At 41.3% G+C, this 14,922-nt stretch carries 13 protein-coding genes; 3 read left to right on the top strand and 10 right to left on the bottom strand.

Annotated elements, in window-relative coordinates:
- Window positions 1-2: 2 nt before the first annotated feature.
- Window positions 3-1,232 (bottom strand): beta-ketoacyl synthase N-terminal-like domain-containing protein, encoded by a 1,230-nt coding sequence (locus ABLC00_RS00465; protein ID WP_033847026.1) that lies wholly within the window; start codon window positions 1,230-1,232, stop codon window positions 3-5.
- A 681-nt stretch (window positions 1,233-1,913) separates the two neighbouring features.
- Here ABLC00_RS00465 and ABLC00_RS00460 point away from each other — a divergent pair.
- Window positions 1,914-2,198, top strand: a complete 285-nt coding sequence (locus ABLC00_RS00460; RefSeq protein ID WP_033847025.1) for a hypothetical protein — start codon at window positions 1,914-1,916, stop codon at window positions 2,196-2,198.
- A 365-nt stretch (window positions 2,199-2,563) separates the two neighbouring features.
- On the opposite strand, the gene ABLC00_RS00455 is transcribed toward ABLC00_RS00460, so the two are convergent.
- The 8 genes from ABLC00_RS00455 to ABLC00_RS00420 all read right to left on the bottom strand — a co-directional run bounded on the left by ABLC00_RS00455 (window position 2,564) and on the right by ABLC00_RS00420 (window position 11,174).
- A complete protein-coding gene (locus tag ABLC00_RS00455) occupies window positions 2,564-3,073 on the bottom strand; it encodes a GNAT family N-acetyltransferase (RefSeq protein ID WP_033847024.1) in 510 nt (169 codons plus the stop codon).
- Window positions 3,074-3,477: 404 nt separating this feature from the next.
- The gene (locus ABLC00_RS00450) at window positions 3,478-4,053 is read right to left on the bottom strand and encodes a DUF4126 domain-containing protein (RefSeq protein ID WP_044423396.1); all 576 of its coding nucleotides are present in this window, start codon (window positions 4,051-4,053) and stop codon (window positions 3,478-3,480) included.
- A gap of 124 nt (window positions 4,054-4,177) precedes the next feature.
- Window positions 4,178-4,312, bottom strand: a complete 135-nt coding sequence (locus tag ABLC00_RS00445) for a zinc ribbon-containing protein (RefSeq protein ID WP_001983336.1) — start codon at window positions 4,310-4,312, stop codon at window positions 4,178-4,180.
- A 336-nt stretch (window positions 4,313-4,648) separates the two neighbouring features.
- Entirely contained in the window at window positions 4,649-5,473 is an 825-nt protein-coding gene (locus ABLC00_RS00440; RefSeq protein ID WP_044423468.1) for a hypothetical protein, read from the bottom strand.
- Between the two features lie 80 nt (window positions 5,474-5,553).
- Window positions 5,554-8,160, bottom strand: coding sequence for a Fe/S-dependent 2-methylisocitrate dehydratase AcnD (gene acnD, locus ABLC00_RS00435; RefSeq protein WP_033847022.1), 2,607 nt, complete (start codon window positions 8,158-8,160; stop codon window positions 5,554-5,556).
- Window positions 8,160-9,317, bottom strand: coding sequence for a 2-methylcitrate synthase (prpC, locus tag ABLC00_RS00430; RefSeq protein WP_033847021.1), 1,158 nt, complete (start codon window positions 9,315-9,317; stop codon window positions 8,160-8,162). Before prpC ends, acnD begins: the two co-directional genes overlap by 1 nt.
- 269 nt (window positions 9,318-9,586) lie before the next feature.
- Complete coding sequence (gene prpB, locus ABLC00_RS00425) at window positions 9,587-10,471, bottom strand: methylisocitrate lyase (protein WP_001118922.1); 885 nt, start codon at window positions 10,469-10,471, stop codon at window positions 9,587-9,589.
- Complete coding sequence (locus tag ABLC00_RS00420) at window positions 10,464-11,174, bottom strand: GntR family transcriptional regulator (RefSeq protein ID WP_001153627.1); 711 nt, start codon at window positions 11,172-11,174, stop codon at window positions 10,464-10,466. Before ABLC00_RS00420 ends, prpB begins: the two co-directional genes overlap by 8 nt.
- Window positions 11,175-11,219: 45 nt before the next feature.
- On the opposite strand from ABLC00_RS00420, the gene ABLC00_RS00415 reads away from it, so the two are divergent.
- Together ABLC00_RS00415 and ABLC00_RS00410 are read left to right on the top strand one after the other, a co-directional pair.
- Window positions 11,220-11,354, top strand: coding sequence for a hypothetical protein (locus tag ABLC00_RS00415; RefSeq protein ID WP_080775626.1), 135 nt, complete (start codon window positions 11,220-11,222; stop codon window positions 11,352-11,354).
- Window positions 11,355-11,689: 335 nt separating this feature from the next.
- On the top strand, window positions 11,690-12,904 hold the full coding sequence (locus ABLC00_RS00410) for an amino acid aminotransferase (RefSeq protein ID WP_000486244.1): 1,215 nt from the start codon (window positions 11,690-11,692) through the stop codon (window positions 12,902-12,904).
- A gap of 49 nt (window positions 12,905-12,953) precedes the next feature.
- On the opposite strand, the gene dld is transcribed toward ABLC00_RS00410, so the two are convergent.
- Entirely contained in the window at window positions 12,954-14,660 is a 1,707-nt protein-coding gene (gene dld, locus ABLC00_RS00405; RefSeq protein ID WP_033847020.1) for a D-lactate dehydrogenase, read from the bottom strand.
- Window positions 14,661-14,922: the final 262 nt, after the last annotated feature.

Below are 14,922 nucleotides of genomic sequence, written 5' to 3'. Positions count from 1 at the left end.
AACTACCCTTCCCATTTTCTAAAAATCAGACAGGTATTTACCCCACCAAAACCAAAGCTATTACTCATCACTGTTTTGAGTTCGGTTTCTCGGCTCGTTTGAACAATATTGAACTTTTTAGCTTCTTCGCGCAGTTCGGTAATATTAATACTCGGCGCAATAAAGTTATTTTGCAGCATTAAAATAGAATAAATCGCTTCGTGTACGCCTGCTGCCCCCAAACTATGCCCAGTCATCGACTTGGTCGAACTGAGTGGCGGGACTTTTTCGCCACCAAAAGCTCGCTCTATGGCCAATAGTTCGGGAATGTCGCCTGCCGGCGTTGAAGTGCCATGCGTGTTGATATAGTCGATGGTTTCACAGCCGTTTTGTTTAGCTTCTGCGAGTGCCAGTTTAATGCAACGTGTCGCGCCTTCACCGCTCGGGGCCACCATATCGACACCATCACTAGTGGCAGCGTACCCAACCACTTCTGCCAAAATTTTTGCTCCACGTTTTTGGGCATGGCTTAAAGACTCCAAAACTACCATGCCACCGCCGCCGGCGATTACAAAGCCGTCATTATCTACTGAATATGGGCGTGAAGCGGTTTCTGGTGCATCGTTATATTTAGAGCATAAGGCGCCCATCGCATCGAATATTGCCGTTTGCGACCAATGGTCTTCTTCGCCGCCACCCGCCAGCATGAGGTCTTGTTTACCAGCCGCAATAAGGTGATATGCATAACCAATTGCGTCGGCTGAAGTGGCGCAGGCACTCGCAACCGATTGAGATACACCTTTTAAGTTAAAGGCACGCGATAGGTTAGCGCTAATGGTACTGGTGAGGTAGCGTGGTGCTAAATCGGGCGATACTTCGCTTGCGCCTTTTTCTTTTAAGGTATGCAACATGTCAATGATGGACGCTGTTGAGGTGCCACCTGTTCCGCCAATCACGCCATACTTTGAGTTGTTGGCAATATCATTTACATCAAGATCGGCATGTTGTAGCGCATCGAGTGCCGAGTTGTAGGCATACATCGCGCAAACGCCCATGTGTTTTTTTAATTCTGGATTGATATTTTCAAAATGCATTTCGGCAGTGGCGCTCACATGACTTCGAAAGTTTAGTTTTGCATAGACATCGTTATAGCGAATGCCTGAGCGGCCTGCTTTTAAGGACTCGGTTACTGTTTCTAATGTATTTCCAATACAAGAATTAATTCCCATACCTGTGATGACAACTCGTTCCATTCTTATCTCTATAAAAACGACAAAAATAGATCTTAACAATCAAGTTCTTTTTTGGAACTGGCAAAATATTTCTATATCTATTATTTTTTCTCATCAAATATAAATAAAAAGTTAATAATAATATTTTTATTTTAAAATAATATTTAGTTTTATTATTAAATCAAAAATATTTTAAATATTAAATTGACGTATTTAAAATCACCGATTATTATCTCGTTGCTGGCCTACATTGCCAGACGGTTTTGACAGACCGTAAGCTCATAGCGGATTGTAGTTCTACTATAATTCGTTAGACCCTTGCGTCCCCCTTTCTTTGCGGTAGGACGGGAGGGGGACGCCCCGTGCGTGCTGGGTCTATGAGCTCCAGTCTGTCAACCCCCTTTCGTTCTACCACCCTAATTAATTCGCGGTAATCTGGTGGTAGAACTCCATTTTTTAAGGAGTTGGCCATGACATTTTTTAATCTTATTTTCTCTGTTTTTTAACTATTTTATTTATTTAAAATTTGGATTTTTACGCCTTATTTTTTTAAATTTATAAACTAATTTTATTTTAAAATTTTAATTATTTTATTTTCCTGTATTCATAGGAGGATTAACTTTTATTTAAAAAATTATTTTAATTTCCCAAGCAAATATATTTTTTATTTTAGTTATACGTATAAATACTCATGAGAATAATATGAAAATTTATAAACCCTTTTTGGCTTTAAGTTTCATAGTCGGTAGCTTAGGTGTTGCAGGTTGCAGCCTTCATGCTCAACAGGAGTTTGAAAAAATTTGCCTGTCAGGTGGGCATAGCGAGGCCAGTTGTGAGTGTATTTACCAGCAACTTGAAAAAGCTTATTCCCCGAAAATGATGCAGCGCCTAGAACATGTCAGTTTGCAAAGTCCTGTTCTCCCACAGGACTTTGCCCCTAATTTTTTCAGCGTCATGCAGCGTTGTGACAAAAGTAGTCTGGGCTAAGCGTTGGCTTAGCTCTTTATCTCTGTGTCGCAATGGTGTTGTACTTTAAATCAGCGCAAAAAATTAAAGTCTGTTGTGGCACAGAGGCTTAAAGATGAATTCAAAATAAGATAAATAAAAGGCGTTCTTGTACGTTTTATCCTACAAACTTTTAGGGTTTTTGCGGATTGGCGGCACCCTTCTTTTTTCCTAATATGAACTCATACAGGAACAGGATGTTCCGGAACATAAAACAACAATAATAGGTTCATGCATCAGGATCGTGAGATACGACAGGAGTCATATCTAGTACCCAAATACGAAAAAGCCCAACATGATGTTGGGCTTTTTTTATTACTGTTTAAAAATGCTCTGAAAGAAAATTTTCATATTGTTTTATTCACTATATATCTTTGAACTACTTGTTCAAGTGTAATTTCGGAATGAAGACGACCCTTGTTTGCTTCAATAAGTTTTGCAGAAGCAAAATTAGATTTATAACAATGTATATGTAACTCAGTTAGGCCCAGCTTCCATGCCTCCTGAATTGTAAGCTCCAACAATTTTGAACCAAAATTTTGTTTACGTTTAGAAGGACGAATACCTAACCCAATATGTCCACCACAATATTGAATCTGTTCATTGAGCTTAGGTCTTAAGTTAGATACACCAATAATTTCACTGCCCTCTACCAACCAATACGTAATGTTGGCAACATGGCCTTCATGTAAAGATTTCCCTTTTTCATAGTCACTCAGTTTGTTCAAAAACGCATCAAAATTTCTATGATCAAAATCCATTGTCAAAGGGTAACGTTCTTCGTCAGCTAATTCATTAATGTAGCTGTTATAGCTATCTTTAAATCTTAAATGAGGTTTTACCAACATAACGGTCATTTATTACTCCCAAAAAGTTGTTCTTTTTATAAGCAGCATTTAAAAATAACATAATGTTATCAATAACAACTCTTTTTCTTCTCTTAGCCCTAAAGGATTACTCTTAAAATAGGCTCTACCTATCTGCTTGAATGCCTCTACTACAACTCATTTCCCAAGCATTCACTCATGTAAGATTTTTCTTACAAACTTTTAAGGATTTTGCGGATTGGCGACTTACAACTTTTTTTCTAATATGAAGTCATACAGGAACAGGATGTTCCAGAACACAAAACAACAATAATACGTTCAAGCACCAGGAGCGTGAGATACGACAGGAGTCATATCTAATCACCAAATACAAGAAAGCCCGACAGGATGTCGGGCTTTTTTTATGCTTATTAAAAATTGATATTTGCATATACTTATAGCGGGGTATGCGCCTGTTCTTGCTTTTTATGGCGAATCCAACGCACCACCCAAATAACTGCAATCAGCACCACTATTGCCACAAGTGCAGGCACCAGCATTGCTGAAACCGAAAGTAAGATTGCGCCAATCCACTCACCTGTTGCAACGACAAAGTTACCCAAGCCACCTGTGGTTGCAGTTGAAACACCACGTGCAGCAACTGTACTCATTTGCACCACACCTGCCGTACCACCACCGACAATAATGGCTGCTGCCCAACTGGCAAACTGAGACATTTCTCCACTACTCACCGCCATTGTCGCTAATGTACCCGCAATCATAGCCGCAGGGGTTGCGACTGTGTCTAAGGCATTATCGACCCACGGAATATAGTAAGCCGCAACTTCACACACCGTTGCCACACTTAAAGCCAAACACACCGATGGCAGAGCTAACCATTCAAAGCCTTTCGATGGCTCAAACCAGCCCATCATGGTGGCAATGCTCATGACCAGTAGCGGCACAAACACGCGAAAACCGCAGGCAGCACTCAGGCCCACACCAATACATAAACCCAATATCGTTTCCATAACGGTTTCCTTCTTCATGCCCATCACGGGTCTTGTTATGTAAGTCTTATTTTTAAATTAACAAAAAAGCCCCATCGGGTGACAGGGCTTTTTGTTAAATGCGAACGCAAATATTATTTCATTCTTAACGTTTAAATTGTGTGCAGTAGCATTTGGTGCAAGGTGGTAAAGGGTCGGTATTAATTTCTAAAAACACTCTATGACCGCACTGAGCACAGAAATAGAAGCCTGTTCCGGGTTTTTCGCCAGCTGTTACCATGATTACATTCCTATAATCGTATATATATTAAACAGGAATATAACCCACTTAAAGTGAATGTCAATTGTCCATTTCGCCCGATGATGATGGCATAAATGCAAAAAATGTTATTTGTACGATTTATCTTACACAGATTTAGGGATTTAGCGGATTGGCTGTCCTCTGCTTTTTTTCTATGATGAGTTCATAGAGGAACAGGATGTTCCGGAACATAAAACAACAATAATAGGTTCATGCATCAGGATCGTGAGATACGACAGGAGTCATATCTAGCAACCAAATACGAAAAAGCCCGACAGGATGTCGGGCTTTTTTTTGATAAATAATATTCTATTTTTAAATTCTTATATTTATTTCATCTAAATCTAAATTTGGATTTATTTCTCTTACAATTCTTTTAATACATAATTCTAGTTCATCTGTATCAAACTCAGCAATAAACATTGCCTTTAAAAAATAATAGTATATTTTATCTTCTGGATTTAGAAAGTATTGGCAAATCCCCTTATTCGAATCATAGAAATAAATATTAAAACGTCCATTATTAATATCTCCCACAAATGTATAGTCGAATCTTATACTTTTAATACCCCCCTGTGAGGTATGTCTAGTACGATGAATATCAGAAATCTCTATTCCACATGAATAGACCTCTTTAGCTTTTAAATTATTTATTAATAATTCTGCAACTTCACAAGCCCTTAGAACATCTTCTTTTTGCGGATTATTAAACTCATGTTCTACTTTATTTCTTAAACTTCTTACTTCTTTTACTAATATAATTGGAGAAAGTCCTAAAGCACAAAACAAACGGAATGATAATGGTTTAATATTTTTGCTTTCGTCATCTAAAACTTCTTCACAAAAATCTAGTGCAACCTTTGGTAATTTTTTTATATTTATATTAAAATTTTTTAATATATTTTCAATTAAACAATCTATTGCTCTTTTAGCATTAGACAATGCATTAATTAAACCTCTTTTATCTTTTTTCATAAGATCACTTTTTGCAAAATACAAATAATCTTCTGGTTTAAGATCAAAATAGTTTATGAAGTTTATATTCTCACTATAATCAACTATTAAATTTTTATAATCTAAAGAAACTGTATCAAATAATTCTTTAGCTGTACTGATTCTCACTGTTTTTATATCGTTCATACTCATATAACATTTATAAAAAAACCCCACTTTACAGTAGGGAGTTTTTTCAAAAATATCAACAATGTTTAACTAAAGTATCAAGCCACTTGGCCTTCTAAAAAGTCTTGCGCAAAACGCTGTAATACACCGCCCGCTTCATATACAGAAACTTCTTCTTCTGTATCTAAACGGCAAGTCACAGGCACTTCAACAATCTCTTCTTTACCATCCGCTGTGGCACGTTCAATCACTAAAGTTAAAGTCGAACGCGGCGCAATATTACCAATCACGCTATAAAGCTCTGTACCATCTAGTTTTAAAGTCTTGCGGTTTACACCCGGTTTAAACTCAAGCGGTAACACGCCCATACCCACCAAGTTGGTACGGTGAATACGCTCAAAACCTTCTGCTACAATTGCTTCAACACCTGCAAGGCGTACACCTTTTGCAGCCCAGTCACGGCTTGAACCCTGACCATAGTCAGCACCCGCAATAATGATTAGCGGTTGCTTACGGTTCATGTAGGTTTCAATCGCTTCCCACATACGCATGACTTCGCCTTCTGGCTCTACACGCGCCTTTGAACCTTGCTTAATGGTACCGTCTGAACGGCGAACCATTTCGTTATAGAGTTTCGGGTTGGCAAATGTTGCACGTTGTGCAGTCAAGTGGTCACCACGGTGCGTTGCATATGAGTTGAAGTCTTCTTCTGGTACGCCCATTTTGTGAAGATATTCACCCGCAGCCGAGTCCATCAAAATCGCGTTTGAAGGCGACAAGTGGTCGGTAGTAATGTTGTCACCCAAAATCGCAAGCGGACGCATGTTCGCCAAAGTACGTGGTGCAGCCAACGCCCCTTCCCAGTAAGGCGGACGGCGGATGTAAGTACTTTGTGGACGCCAGTCGTAAAGCGGGCTCTTCGCTTGCTCAACTTCGCCCAAGTCAAACATTGGAATGTAGACTTTACGGAACTGTTCAGGTTTCACGGCTTCTTTAACTAAGGCATCAATTTCAGCGTCAGATGGCCAGATGTCTTTGAGGTAAATCGGGTTACCTTCTTTGTCATGACCTAACGCATCTTTTTCGATGTCAAAACGAATTGTGCCCGCAATTGCATATGCCACAACAAGCGGTGGAGATGCCAAGAATGCTTGTTTTGCATATGGATGGATACGGCCATCGAAGTTACGGTTACCAGACAGTACTGCAGTTGCGTACAGGTCACGGTCAATAATTTCTTGCTGAATAGCTGGATCTAACGCACCCGACATACCATTACACGTCGTACAAGCGTAAGCCACAATACCAAAACCAAGTTGCTCTAAGTCTTTTAGAACACCTGCTTCTTCAAGGTAAAGTGCAGCCGCTTTTGAACCCGGTGCAAATGAGGTTTTCACCCACGGTTTACGTGTTAGGCCAAGTTCATTTGCTTTACGTGCCAACAAACCTGCCGCCACGGTGTTACGTGGATTAGAAGTATTGGTACATGAAGTAATTGCAGCAATAATGATTGCACCATCTGGCATTAAGCCATCAGAACGGTTTTCAACAACACCTGCGATGCCTTTTTCTTTTAGGTCGCTCGTTGAAACACGTGCATGCGGGTTTGATGGACCAGCAATGTTACGTGTTACTGTCGATAGATCAAAACGTAGTACACGTGGGTACTCTGCTTTAGTCATTTCAGATGCCCAAAGGCCGATTTCTTTTGCGTACTGTTCAACCAATGCCACTTGAGCATCTTCACGGCCTGTTAGGCGTAAGTAGTCGATTGTGTTTTGGTCAATGTAGAACATCGCAGCCGTAGCGCCATATTCTGGTGTCATATTCGAAATGGTTGCACGGTCGCCCACAGACATACTGTCAGCGCCTTCACCAAAGAACTCAAGGTAAGCACCCACTACACGTTCTTTACGCAAGAACTCTGTTAGAGCAAGTACGATATCTGTTGCAGTAATGCCTGCCTGACGTTGGCCAACCAACTCAACACCAATGATGTCTGGCAGACGCATCCAAGATGCACGGCCTAACATTACGTTTTCAGCTTCTAAACCACCCACACCTACAGAGATTACACCCAAAGCGTCGGTATGTGGGGTATGTGAGTCTGTACCGACGCATGTGTCTGGGAATGCTACGCCATCACGCGCCTGAATGACCGGAGACATTTTCTCTAGGTTAATCTGGTGCATAATGCCGTTCCCAGCAGGGATCACATCGACATTTTTAAATGCGGTTTTAGTCCACTCAATAAAGTGGAAACGGTCTTCGTTACGACGGTCTTCAACAGCACGGTTTTTTGCAAAAGCGTCTGGGTCAGCACCACCGTATTCCACTGCTAAAGAGTGGTCAACAATAAGCTGTGTTGGTACAACTGGATTGACTTTAGATGGGTCACCGCCCTTCTCAGCAATCGCATCACGCAAACCTGCAAGGTCAACCAATGCAGTTTGACCCAAGATGTCATGACACACCACGCGTGCAGGATACCAAGGAAAGTCTAAGTCCTGACGGCGTTCAATCAACTGCGTTAAATAAGCAGTTAAGTTCTCGGCATCGGCACGGCGTACCAATTGCTCTGCAAGTACTTTAGAGGTGTAAGGCAGTTTTTCGTATGCGCCTGGCTGAATATCTTCAACGGCTTGACGCACGTCGTAATATTCAAGCTGGGTACCTGCCAGCGGCTTACGGTATTTTGTGTTCATTAACCACGCTCCGCCAATGGTTTGAATTTGAGGTTTTCAGGGCCTGTGTAGTTCGCGCTTGGACGAATGATTTTGCCGTCTTGACGTTGTTCAATCACGTGCGCAGACCAACCTGCTGTACGTGCAATTACGAACAATGGTGTGAACATTGCAGTTGGAACACCCATTAAGTGATAGCTCACCGCACTGAACCAGTCGAGGTTCGGGAACATGTTTTTCACTTCTTTCATCACTGCTTCTAAACGCTCAGCGATAAGGTACATTTTGGTGTTCTCTTGTGCTTGCGCTAAGTCATGCGCCACTTTCTTGATTACTTCGTTACGTGGGTCAGAAACTGTATATACAGGGTGACCAAATCCGATCACGACTTCTTTATTTTCAACACGTTTACGGATATCCGCTTCTGCTTCGTCTGGATTGTCATAACGTTGTTGAATCACGAATGCAACTTCGTTGGCACCGCCATGTTTAGGTCCACGAAGTGCACCAATACCACCTGTAATTGCCGAGTACATGTCAGAACCTGTACCTGCAACCACACGTGAGGTAAATGTTGATGCGTTAAACTCATGCTCAGCATACAAAATAAGTGATGTATGCATCGCTTGAATCCATTCTTCACATGGTTTTTCGCCATGAAGTAAATGTAAGAAATGCGCTGCAATTGAGTCGTCATCTGTTTCAACTTCAATACGACGGCCGTTGTTGCTGAAGTGGTACCAATAAAGCAGCATTGAGCCTAAGCTTGCCATTAATTTGTCAGCAATGTCTTTTGCGCCCGCTTCGTTGTGGTCTTCGTGTTCTGGCGTTAAGCAACCTAGTACTGAAACACCTGTACGCATCACATCCATTGGGTGTGCAGACGGTGGTAATTGCTCAAGTGCTGTTTTCAGTGCTGCCGGTAAGCCACGAAGCGCTTTTAATTTTGCTTTATATGCTTTGAGTTCAGCTTTGTTTGGTAATTTGCCATGTACGAGCAAGTGAGCAACTTCTTCAAACTGGCTACCCGCTGCAAGGTCAAGAATGTCATAGCCACGATAGTGCAAGTCGTTACCGCTACGTCCTACGGTACAAAGTGCTGTGTTGCCTGCAACTTGTCCGCTAAGTGCAACTGATTTTTTTGGTTTGAAGCCTGTTGTTGTTTCATTTGAGCTCATAAGATTGTCCTTTCCTATCTATCTGAATTTATTTATTAAGCACGACGGAGTCGTACCATTTTCACTTCTTATTTCAGGATTAACCTTCGGTTCGACCTACTTTTGTTTTGGCAAAAGTAGGCAAAACCATTGTCATCTGCAAAACTCGTCCACAACCATCAAATATCCTATCTATCGCAGAACCAATTTTAAAAAATGTAGTCCTGTCTCAAACAGTTGCAGATGACGCCTCCGAGTATCAGATTCCAATTAATCAACTTTTTAATTTATTACTTCTTTTTAGCAAATGCGTTGTCTAAGTAGTCTTCAAACGCGTAGTAATTAATGCGTTCATATAACTCTTTACGCGTTTGCATAATATCAACCACGTTCTTTTGTGTACCTTCTTTACGCAAGGTTTCATACACAGTTTCGGCTGCCTTGTTCATGGCACGGAAAGCAGAAAGTGGATAAAGCGCAAGGCTTACATCGGCAGATGCCAACTCTTCAGTGGTAAACAGTGGTGTAGAACCAAACTCGGTAATGTTTGCCAAAATTGGTACGCCTGTCTTCTGAGCAAATTGCTTGTACATATCAAGCTCGGTAATGGCTTCAGGGAACAACATGTCTGCACCAGCTTCAATGTAGGCACCCGCACGGTCAATTGCCGCTTGTAAGCCTTCAACCGCTAACGCATCAGTACGCGCCATAATCACGAAGCTGTCATCACCACGCGCATCAACCGCTGCTTTAATACGGTCAACCATTTCTTCTTGAGTCACAATGGCTTTGTTCGGACGGTGACCACAACGTTTTGCACCCACTTGGTCTTCAATGTGCATTGCCGCAGCACCAAACTTGATGAGTGCTTTTGTAGTACGGGCAATGTTAAATGCAGAAGCACCAAAGCCTGTGTCCGCATCGACCAATAATGGAAGATCACATACATCGGTAATACGACGTACATCTGTCAACACATCATCAAGGTTACTAATTCCCAAATCAGGTAAGCCTAAAGAACCAGCTGCTACACCACCACCTGATAAGTAAATCGCTTTATAACCTGCACGTTTTGCCAAAAGTGCATGATTGGCATTGATGGTTCCAACCACTTGTAATGGCTTTTCTTGGGCTACGGCATCGCGAAATAGCTGACCTGCGGATTGTTTAGCCATTGTTATGTTCTCCTTGTGCTTGTAGCAGTGTTTGCTCAATAATTTTGTAAGAAGCATTGATATGTCGATGCATGAGCAGCTCGGCAAGTTCACCATCGCCTTCTGCAATTGCATCTAAAATACGGATATGTTCGTCCCAAGCTTTGCTCGGTCGATCAGGTGTGTTTGAAAACTGAATTCGGTACATACGGATGAGGTGATAAAGCTCATCACATAGCATTTTTTCTAGGGTTTTATTGCCACTACTTTTGATAATGCAGTAGTGAAAATCGTCCTGCCCTTCTTGCAAGTAATATCCTTTACCAGCTTTAAAGTTTTCATCTTCAGCATGCATACGCAAGACATCACGTAGCGCCAAAATTTGCTTTTTATCAATATGCTGTGCGGCAAGTTTGCAAGCCAAACCTTCTAAAGATGCACGAATCTGGTAAAGCTCTTTGAATTGTTGCAGTGAGAGCGAAACCACGCGCGCGCCCACATGAGCAGTGCGCTCAACCAAACGCTGCCCTTCAAGGCGATGAATCGCTTCACGCAAAGGCCCACGGCTAATGCCGTAAGTGCGCGCCAATTCAGGTTCAGAAATTTTGCTACCTGCCGGAATTTGACCCAAAACAATTGCCGTCTGTATTTGTTTAAATACATTCTCGGTCAGTGTTCTTCCCTGACTTTGTAGTGGCTCTGGTGCGAAGGTCAAATCTTGCATATTGTCGACAATTTTTAATCAATTATGAGTTTTATAGCGGGATGAATGAAAAAAATCAAGGTAATTGTTGACACTTTACAGAACGCATCAGGTCAATTTTTATCGCTAGTCCTGTTACCTCACCTTATATTTATAGCATTCCACCACTTGCCAATTAATATTTATAAAACAGTTAGTTAATATTAATTTACCTATAAATTTATGGCACTTTTTTAGTTGCTTTTCGGCCTCTAATCTTTTGTTTCAAACTTTAGTCTACAACCAATGTATTACAGCAAGATTGTAGACAATCTGCTTGAATGAAAGCATGAGTTAGAAATTAGTTTCTATTTACCGTAATTTCTTTTAAATCTTTTTATCATTTTCAGCCAGAAAATATCGATATTAGTGAAATTATCAGGTGCTTCACGGTAGCTTTATTGATACATTATTGAGCATCGACATAGTTGTGGCGTATTTTTCGAGACAGAAAAAACCCAGCACTATGCATATTGTTGAATGAAAGGACTTTTTTGATGTTTCAACATATCCCCCCATACGCAGGCGATCCAATTCTCTCTTTAATGGAACAGTTCAATGCTGATACTCGTTCTGAAAAAGTAAACTTGAGTATTGGTCTTTATTATAACGAAGACAGCATTGTTCCTCAGTTAGAGACCATTATCGAGGCGCAAAAGCGTATTGAGCCTAAGAACGGTAAAACCAAACTTTATTTGCCAATGGAAGGCTTCAAACCTTACCGTGAAGCAATTCAAGCACTTTTATTTGGTGCAAACAGCCCAGCAGTTAAAGCTGGCCGTGCTGTAACTATCCAAACACTTGGTGGTTCAGGTGCATTAAAAGTTGGTGCGGATTTCTTAAAAACTTATTTCCCAAATTCAGACGTTTGGGTGAGCCAACCAACTTGGGACAACCACGTTGCGATTTTCAATGGCGCTGGCATTAAGACTCATTTCTACCCATATTTCGATGCAGAAACGCGCGGTGTAGATTTTGACGGTATGCTTTCTACACTTAAAACTTTGCCTGAGCAAAGCATTGTGTTGTTGCACCCATGCTGCCATAACCCAACGGGTGCTGACTTAAACCCAGCGCAATGGGACCAAGTAATTGCAGTATTAAAAGATCGTAACCTTATTCCATTCCTAGACATCGCTTACCAAGGTTTTGGTGACGGTATGGAAGAAGATGCGTATGCAATCCGTGCTTTAGACCAAGCAGGTCTAAACTTCATTGTGAGCAACTCGTTCTCTAAAATCTTCTCTTTATATGGCGAGCGCGTTGGCGGCTTAACTTTCGTATGTGACGATGCAGAAGCTGCTCAATGTACATTCGGTCAGTTAAAAGCGACTGTACGCCGTATTTACTCTAGCCCTCCTACAACAGGTGCTTGGTTAGTTGATGAAGTGTTAAATGACGCTGAACTTAACCAACAATGGCAAGGCGAAGTCAAAGAGATGCGTGAGCGTATTATTAAAATGCGTAGCATCTTGAAAGATGAACTTACTAAAGCTTTACCAGACCGTGACTTTAGCTACCTTGTAAACCAAAAAGGTATGTTCAGCTACACAGGTCTAACTGCTGAGCAAGTGGATATCTTGCGTGAAGAATATGCAATCTACTTAGTACGTAGTGGCCGTATTTGTGTAGCAGGCTTAAACATGAAAAATGTTTATACTGTTGCTAAAGCGATGTCTGAAGTGCTTGCTAAATCAGTAGAAGCAGCATAAAGCATTTATTAAAAAAAGGCGCTTCGGCGCCTTTTTTTATGTCTCGATATTAAGGTTTGATTTTACCCCAATATTTCAGTTTTGAGGTATGTCCAATCCCCACATTAAAGCTGTTAGTTGGGTCGAGTTTTTGATAGAAATTGGCCAATGCAGGTTTGGCAATGTAGAGATGCCCAACATTATGCTCTGCTGGATACTCAGCACGGCGTGCATCGAGTAATTTCCACATTTGATGTTCCATTTCTAACGGGTCATTGCCCTTTTTAAGAATATAGTCCTGATGGAACACATGACAAAAGAAATGCCCATAATAGAGTTTATGGATGATTTTATTTTCCATCTCGGCTGGTAGTTGCTCTACCCATTCGCGATCATTACGGCGTAGAGCGATATCAAGCGCCACAATATCTTCAACTTCACTACGGTGTGTATCACGATAACGAATTGCCGCCCCCGCAATCGCAAAACGGTGCAAGAACGCCTTTCGTCCTTCCTCTTCACTACATACGAAATAGTGACCAGACTGATGCACTGCAAAATATTCTTTTAAAAACTGCTCGGTCTGTGCTTTTGAATTATTTTCGACACGTAAAACTAGATGGTGCTCATAACGATCTCGATATTCGGTCATACGCTTCGGCAAATGACTCGGTAAAAAGAAGGTTATCGCCTGTAAAATCTGGTCTGTTAAGCCTTTAATTTTAAATTTTTCTAAAAAGCCATCGACTTTATCTTTCATCGCAAAAGCTTTAGGAACATTGGCTGTACCAAACTTTTCAATAAATAAGAATGTGTCTTTTCCGTATTTTTCACCAATCAAGTAAGCATCACGGTGAATATATTCACCTGCAATTGGCAAGCTTGGCAGTGAGGTCAGTAAGTAACGACGAATAGCAGTTAAATCATCGGCATCATTACTACCAATATAAAAAACACAGCTCTCTACTTTTTCATAGGTATCAAGGCGTACAGCAAACACACAGACTTTACCTGCCGAACCCGAAGCCTCAAACAAACGTGACGGGTCTGCATTAAAACGAGCAGGCGTATCTTCATCGACCTGAGTCACATCATGCGCATAGCGATGATCCGATGCCTGTTTTTCACTGTCATCTAAAATATCTACAGCTTGGTACTGCTGCTTCTCTAAACGCGTCAAAATCTCTTCGGGAGTCGTACCTAAATTTACGCCTAAATGGTTCACCAGTTCTAATTGACCAGTGGCATTCACCTGAGCATATAACGCCAGTTCAGTATACGCGGGTCCACGGCGTACCAGTGCACCACCAGAGTTATTACACACCCCACCCAGTACTGAAGCCCCAATACACGATGAACCAATGACCGAATGCGGTTCTCGATTATAGCCTTTTAAAATTTGCTCTAAATTATCTAAGGTTGCACCCGGTAAACAAATGACTTGCTTGCCGTCATGGATGACTTGAATACCCTTTACTCGGCGTGTACTCATGACTAAAACAGGACGGTCATAGTCATCGCCATAAGGCGTTGAACCACCAGTGAGTCCTGTATTTGCTGCCTGCATAATGACAATACAATCTGCCTCAATTGCCGCCTGCAAAACCTGCCATTGCTCTAGCAAGGTTCCTGGCACCACTACAGCAAGCACTTTCCCCTCACCAAAACGACGACCTTGACGATACTGACGCGTGCTTTGGTCATCGGTCAAAACATAAGAACGCCCTACAATATTTTGTAAACGTTCGATCACTGCTTGAGGAGAAAGTGTTTGCATGATGGTTTCCTTTTGGTCATCCATTTATCAAATTAGACCAACACGACGGGATCTTACCGTTTGTAATTTATAATTTAATTAGCTCATTCTCTAATTCGAACCAGCCCTATATTTACTATCGTGGTTGGCGGCAGGGATGCCGCCGTTTCGATGCAGTAGCAAGGACGTACCGTCATCGAAACTAAAGTTTTTGGTTACTTTTTTAAAAAAGTAACGTCAATTAGCTACTTATATTGAACTTTTCTCGATAAGACTCCGTCGT

Source organism: Acinetobacter nosocomialis (genome assembly GCF_041021905.1).
Lineage (GTDB): Bacteria > Pseudomonadota > Gammaproteobacteria > Pseudomonadales > Moraxellaceae > Acinetobacter > Acinetobacter nosocomialis.
Note: the sequence above shows the minus strand (reverse complement) of the source record. Positions and strands in the feature narration are given on the sequence as shown.

Excerpts from the sequence above, each read along its gene's own strand:
- ABLC00_RS00450 (WP_044423396.1), bottom strand. The coding sequence starts at position 4,053 with ATGGAAACGATATTGGGTTTATGTATTGGTGTGGGCCTGAGTGCTGCC.
- ABLC00_RS00410 (WP_000486244.1), top strand. The coding sequence starts at position 11,690 with ATGTTTCAACATATCCCCCCATACGCAGGCGATCCAATTCTCTCTTTA.
- ABLC00_RS00420 (WP_001153627.1), bottom strand. The coding sequence starts at position 11,174 with ATGCAAGATTTGACCTTCGCACCAGAGCCACTACAAAGTCAGGGAAGA.
- ABLC00_RS00465 (WP_033847026.1), bottom strand. The coding sequence starts at position 1,232 with ATGGAACGAGTTGTCATCACAGGTATGGGAATTAATTCTTGTATTGGA.
- prpB (WP_001118922.1), bottom strand. The coding sequence starts at position 10,471 with ATGGCTAAACAATCCGCAGGTCAGCTATTTCGCGATGCCGTAGCCCAA.
- prpC (WP_033847021.1), bottom strand. The coding sequence starts at position 9,317 with ATGAGCTCAAATGAAACAACAACAGGCTTCAAACCAAAAAAATCAGTT.
- acnD (WP_033847022.1), bottom strand. The coding sequence starts at position 8,160 with ATGAACACAAAATACCGTAAGCCGCTGGCAGGTACCCAGCTTGAATAT.
- ABLC00_RS00460 (WP_033847025.1), top strand. The coding sequence starts at position 1,914 with ATGAAAATTTATAAACCCTTTTTGGCTTTAAGTTTCATAGTCGGTAGC.
- ABLC00_RS00445 (WP_001983336.1), bottom strand. The coding sequence starts at position 4,312 with ATGGTAACAGCTGGCGAAAAACCCGGAACAGGCTTCTATTTCTGTGCT.
- ABLC00_RS00415 (WP_080775626.1), top strand. The coding sequence starts at position 11,220 with ATGAAAAAAATCAAGGTAATTGTTGACACTTTACAGAACGCATCAGGT.
- ABLC00_RS00455 (WP_033847024.1), bottom strand. The coding sequence starts at position 3,073 with ATGACCGTTATGTTGGTAAAACCTCATTTAAGATTTAAAGATAGCTAT.
- ABLC00_RS00440 (WP_044423468.1), bottom strand. The coding sequence starts at position 5,473 with ATGAACGATATAAAAACAGTGAGAATCAGTACAGCTAAAGAATTATTT.
- dld (WP_033847020.1), bottom strand. The coding sequence starts at position 14,660 with ATGCAAACACTTTCTCCTCAAGCAGTGATCGAACGTTTACAAAATATT.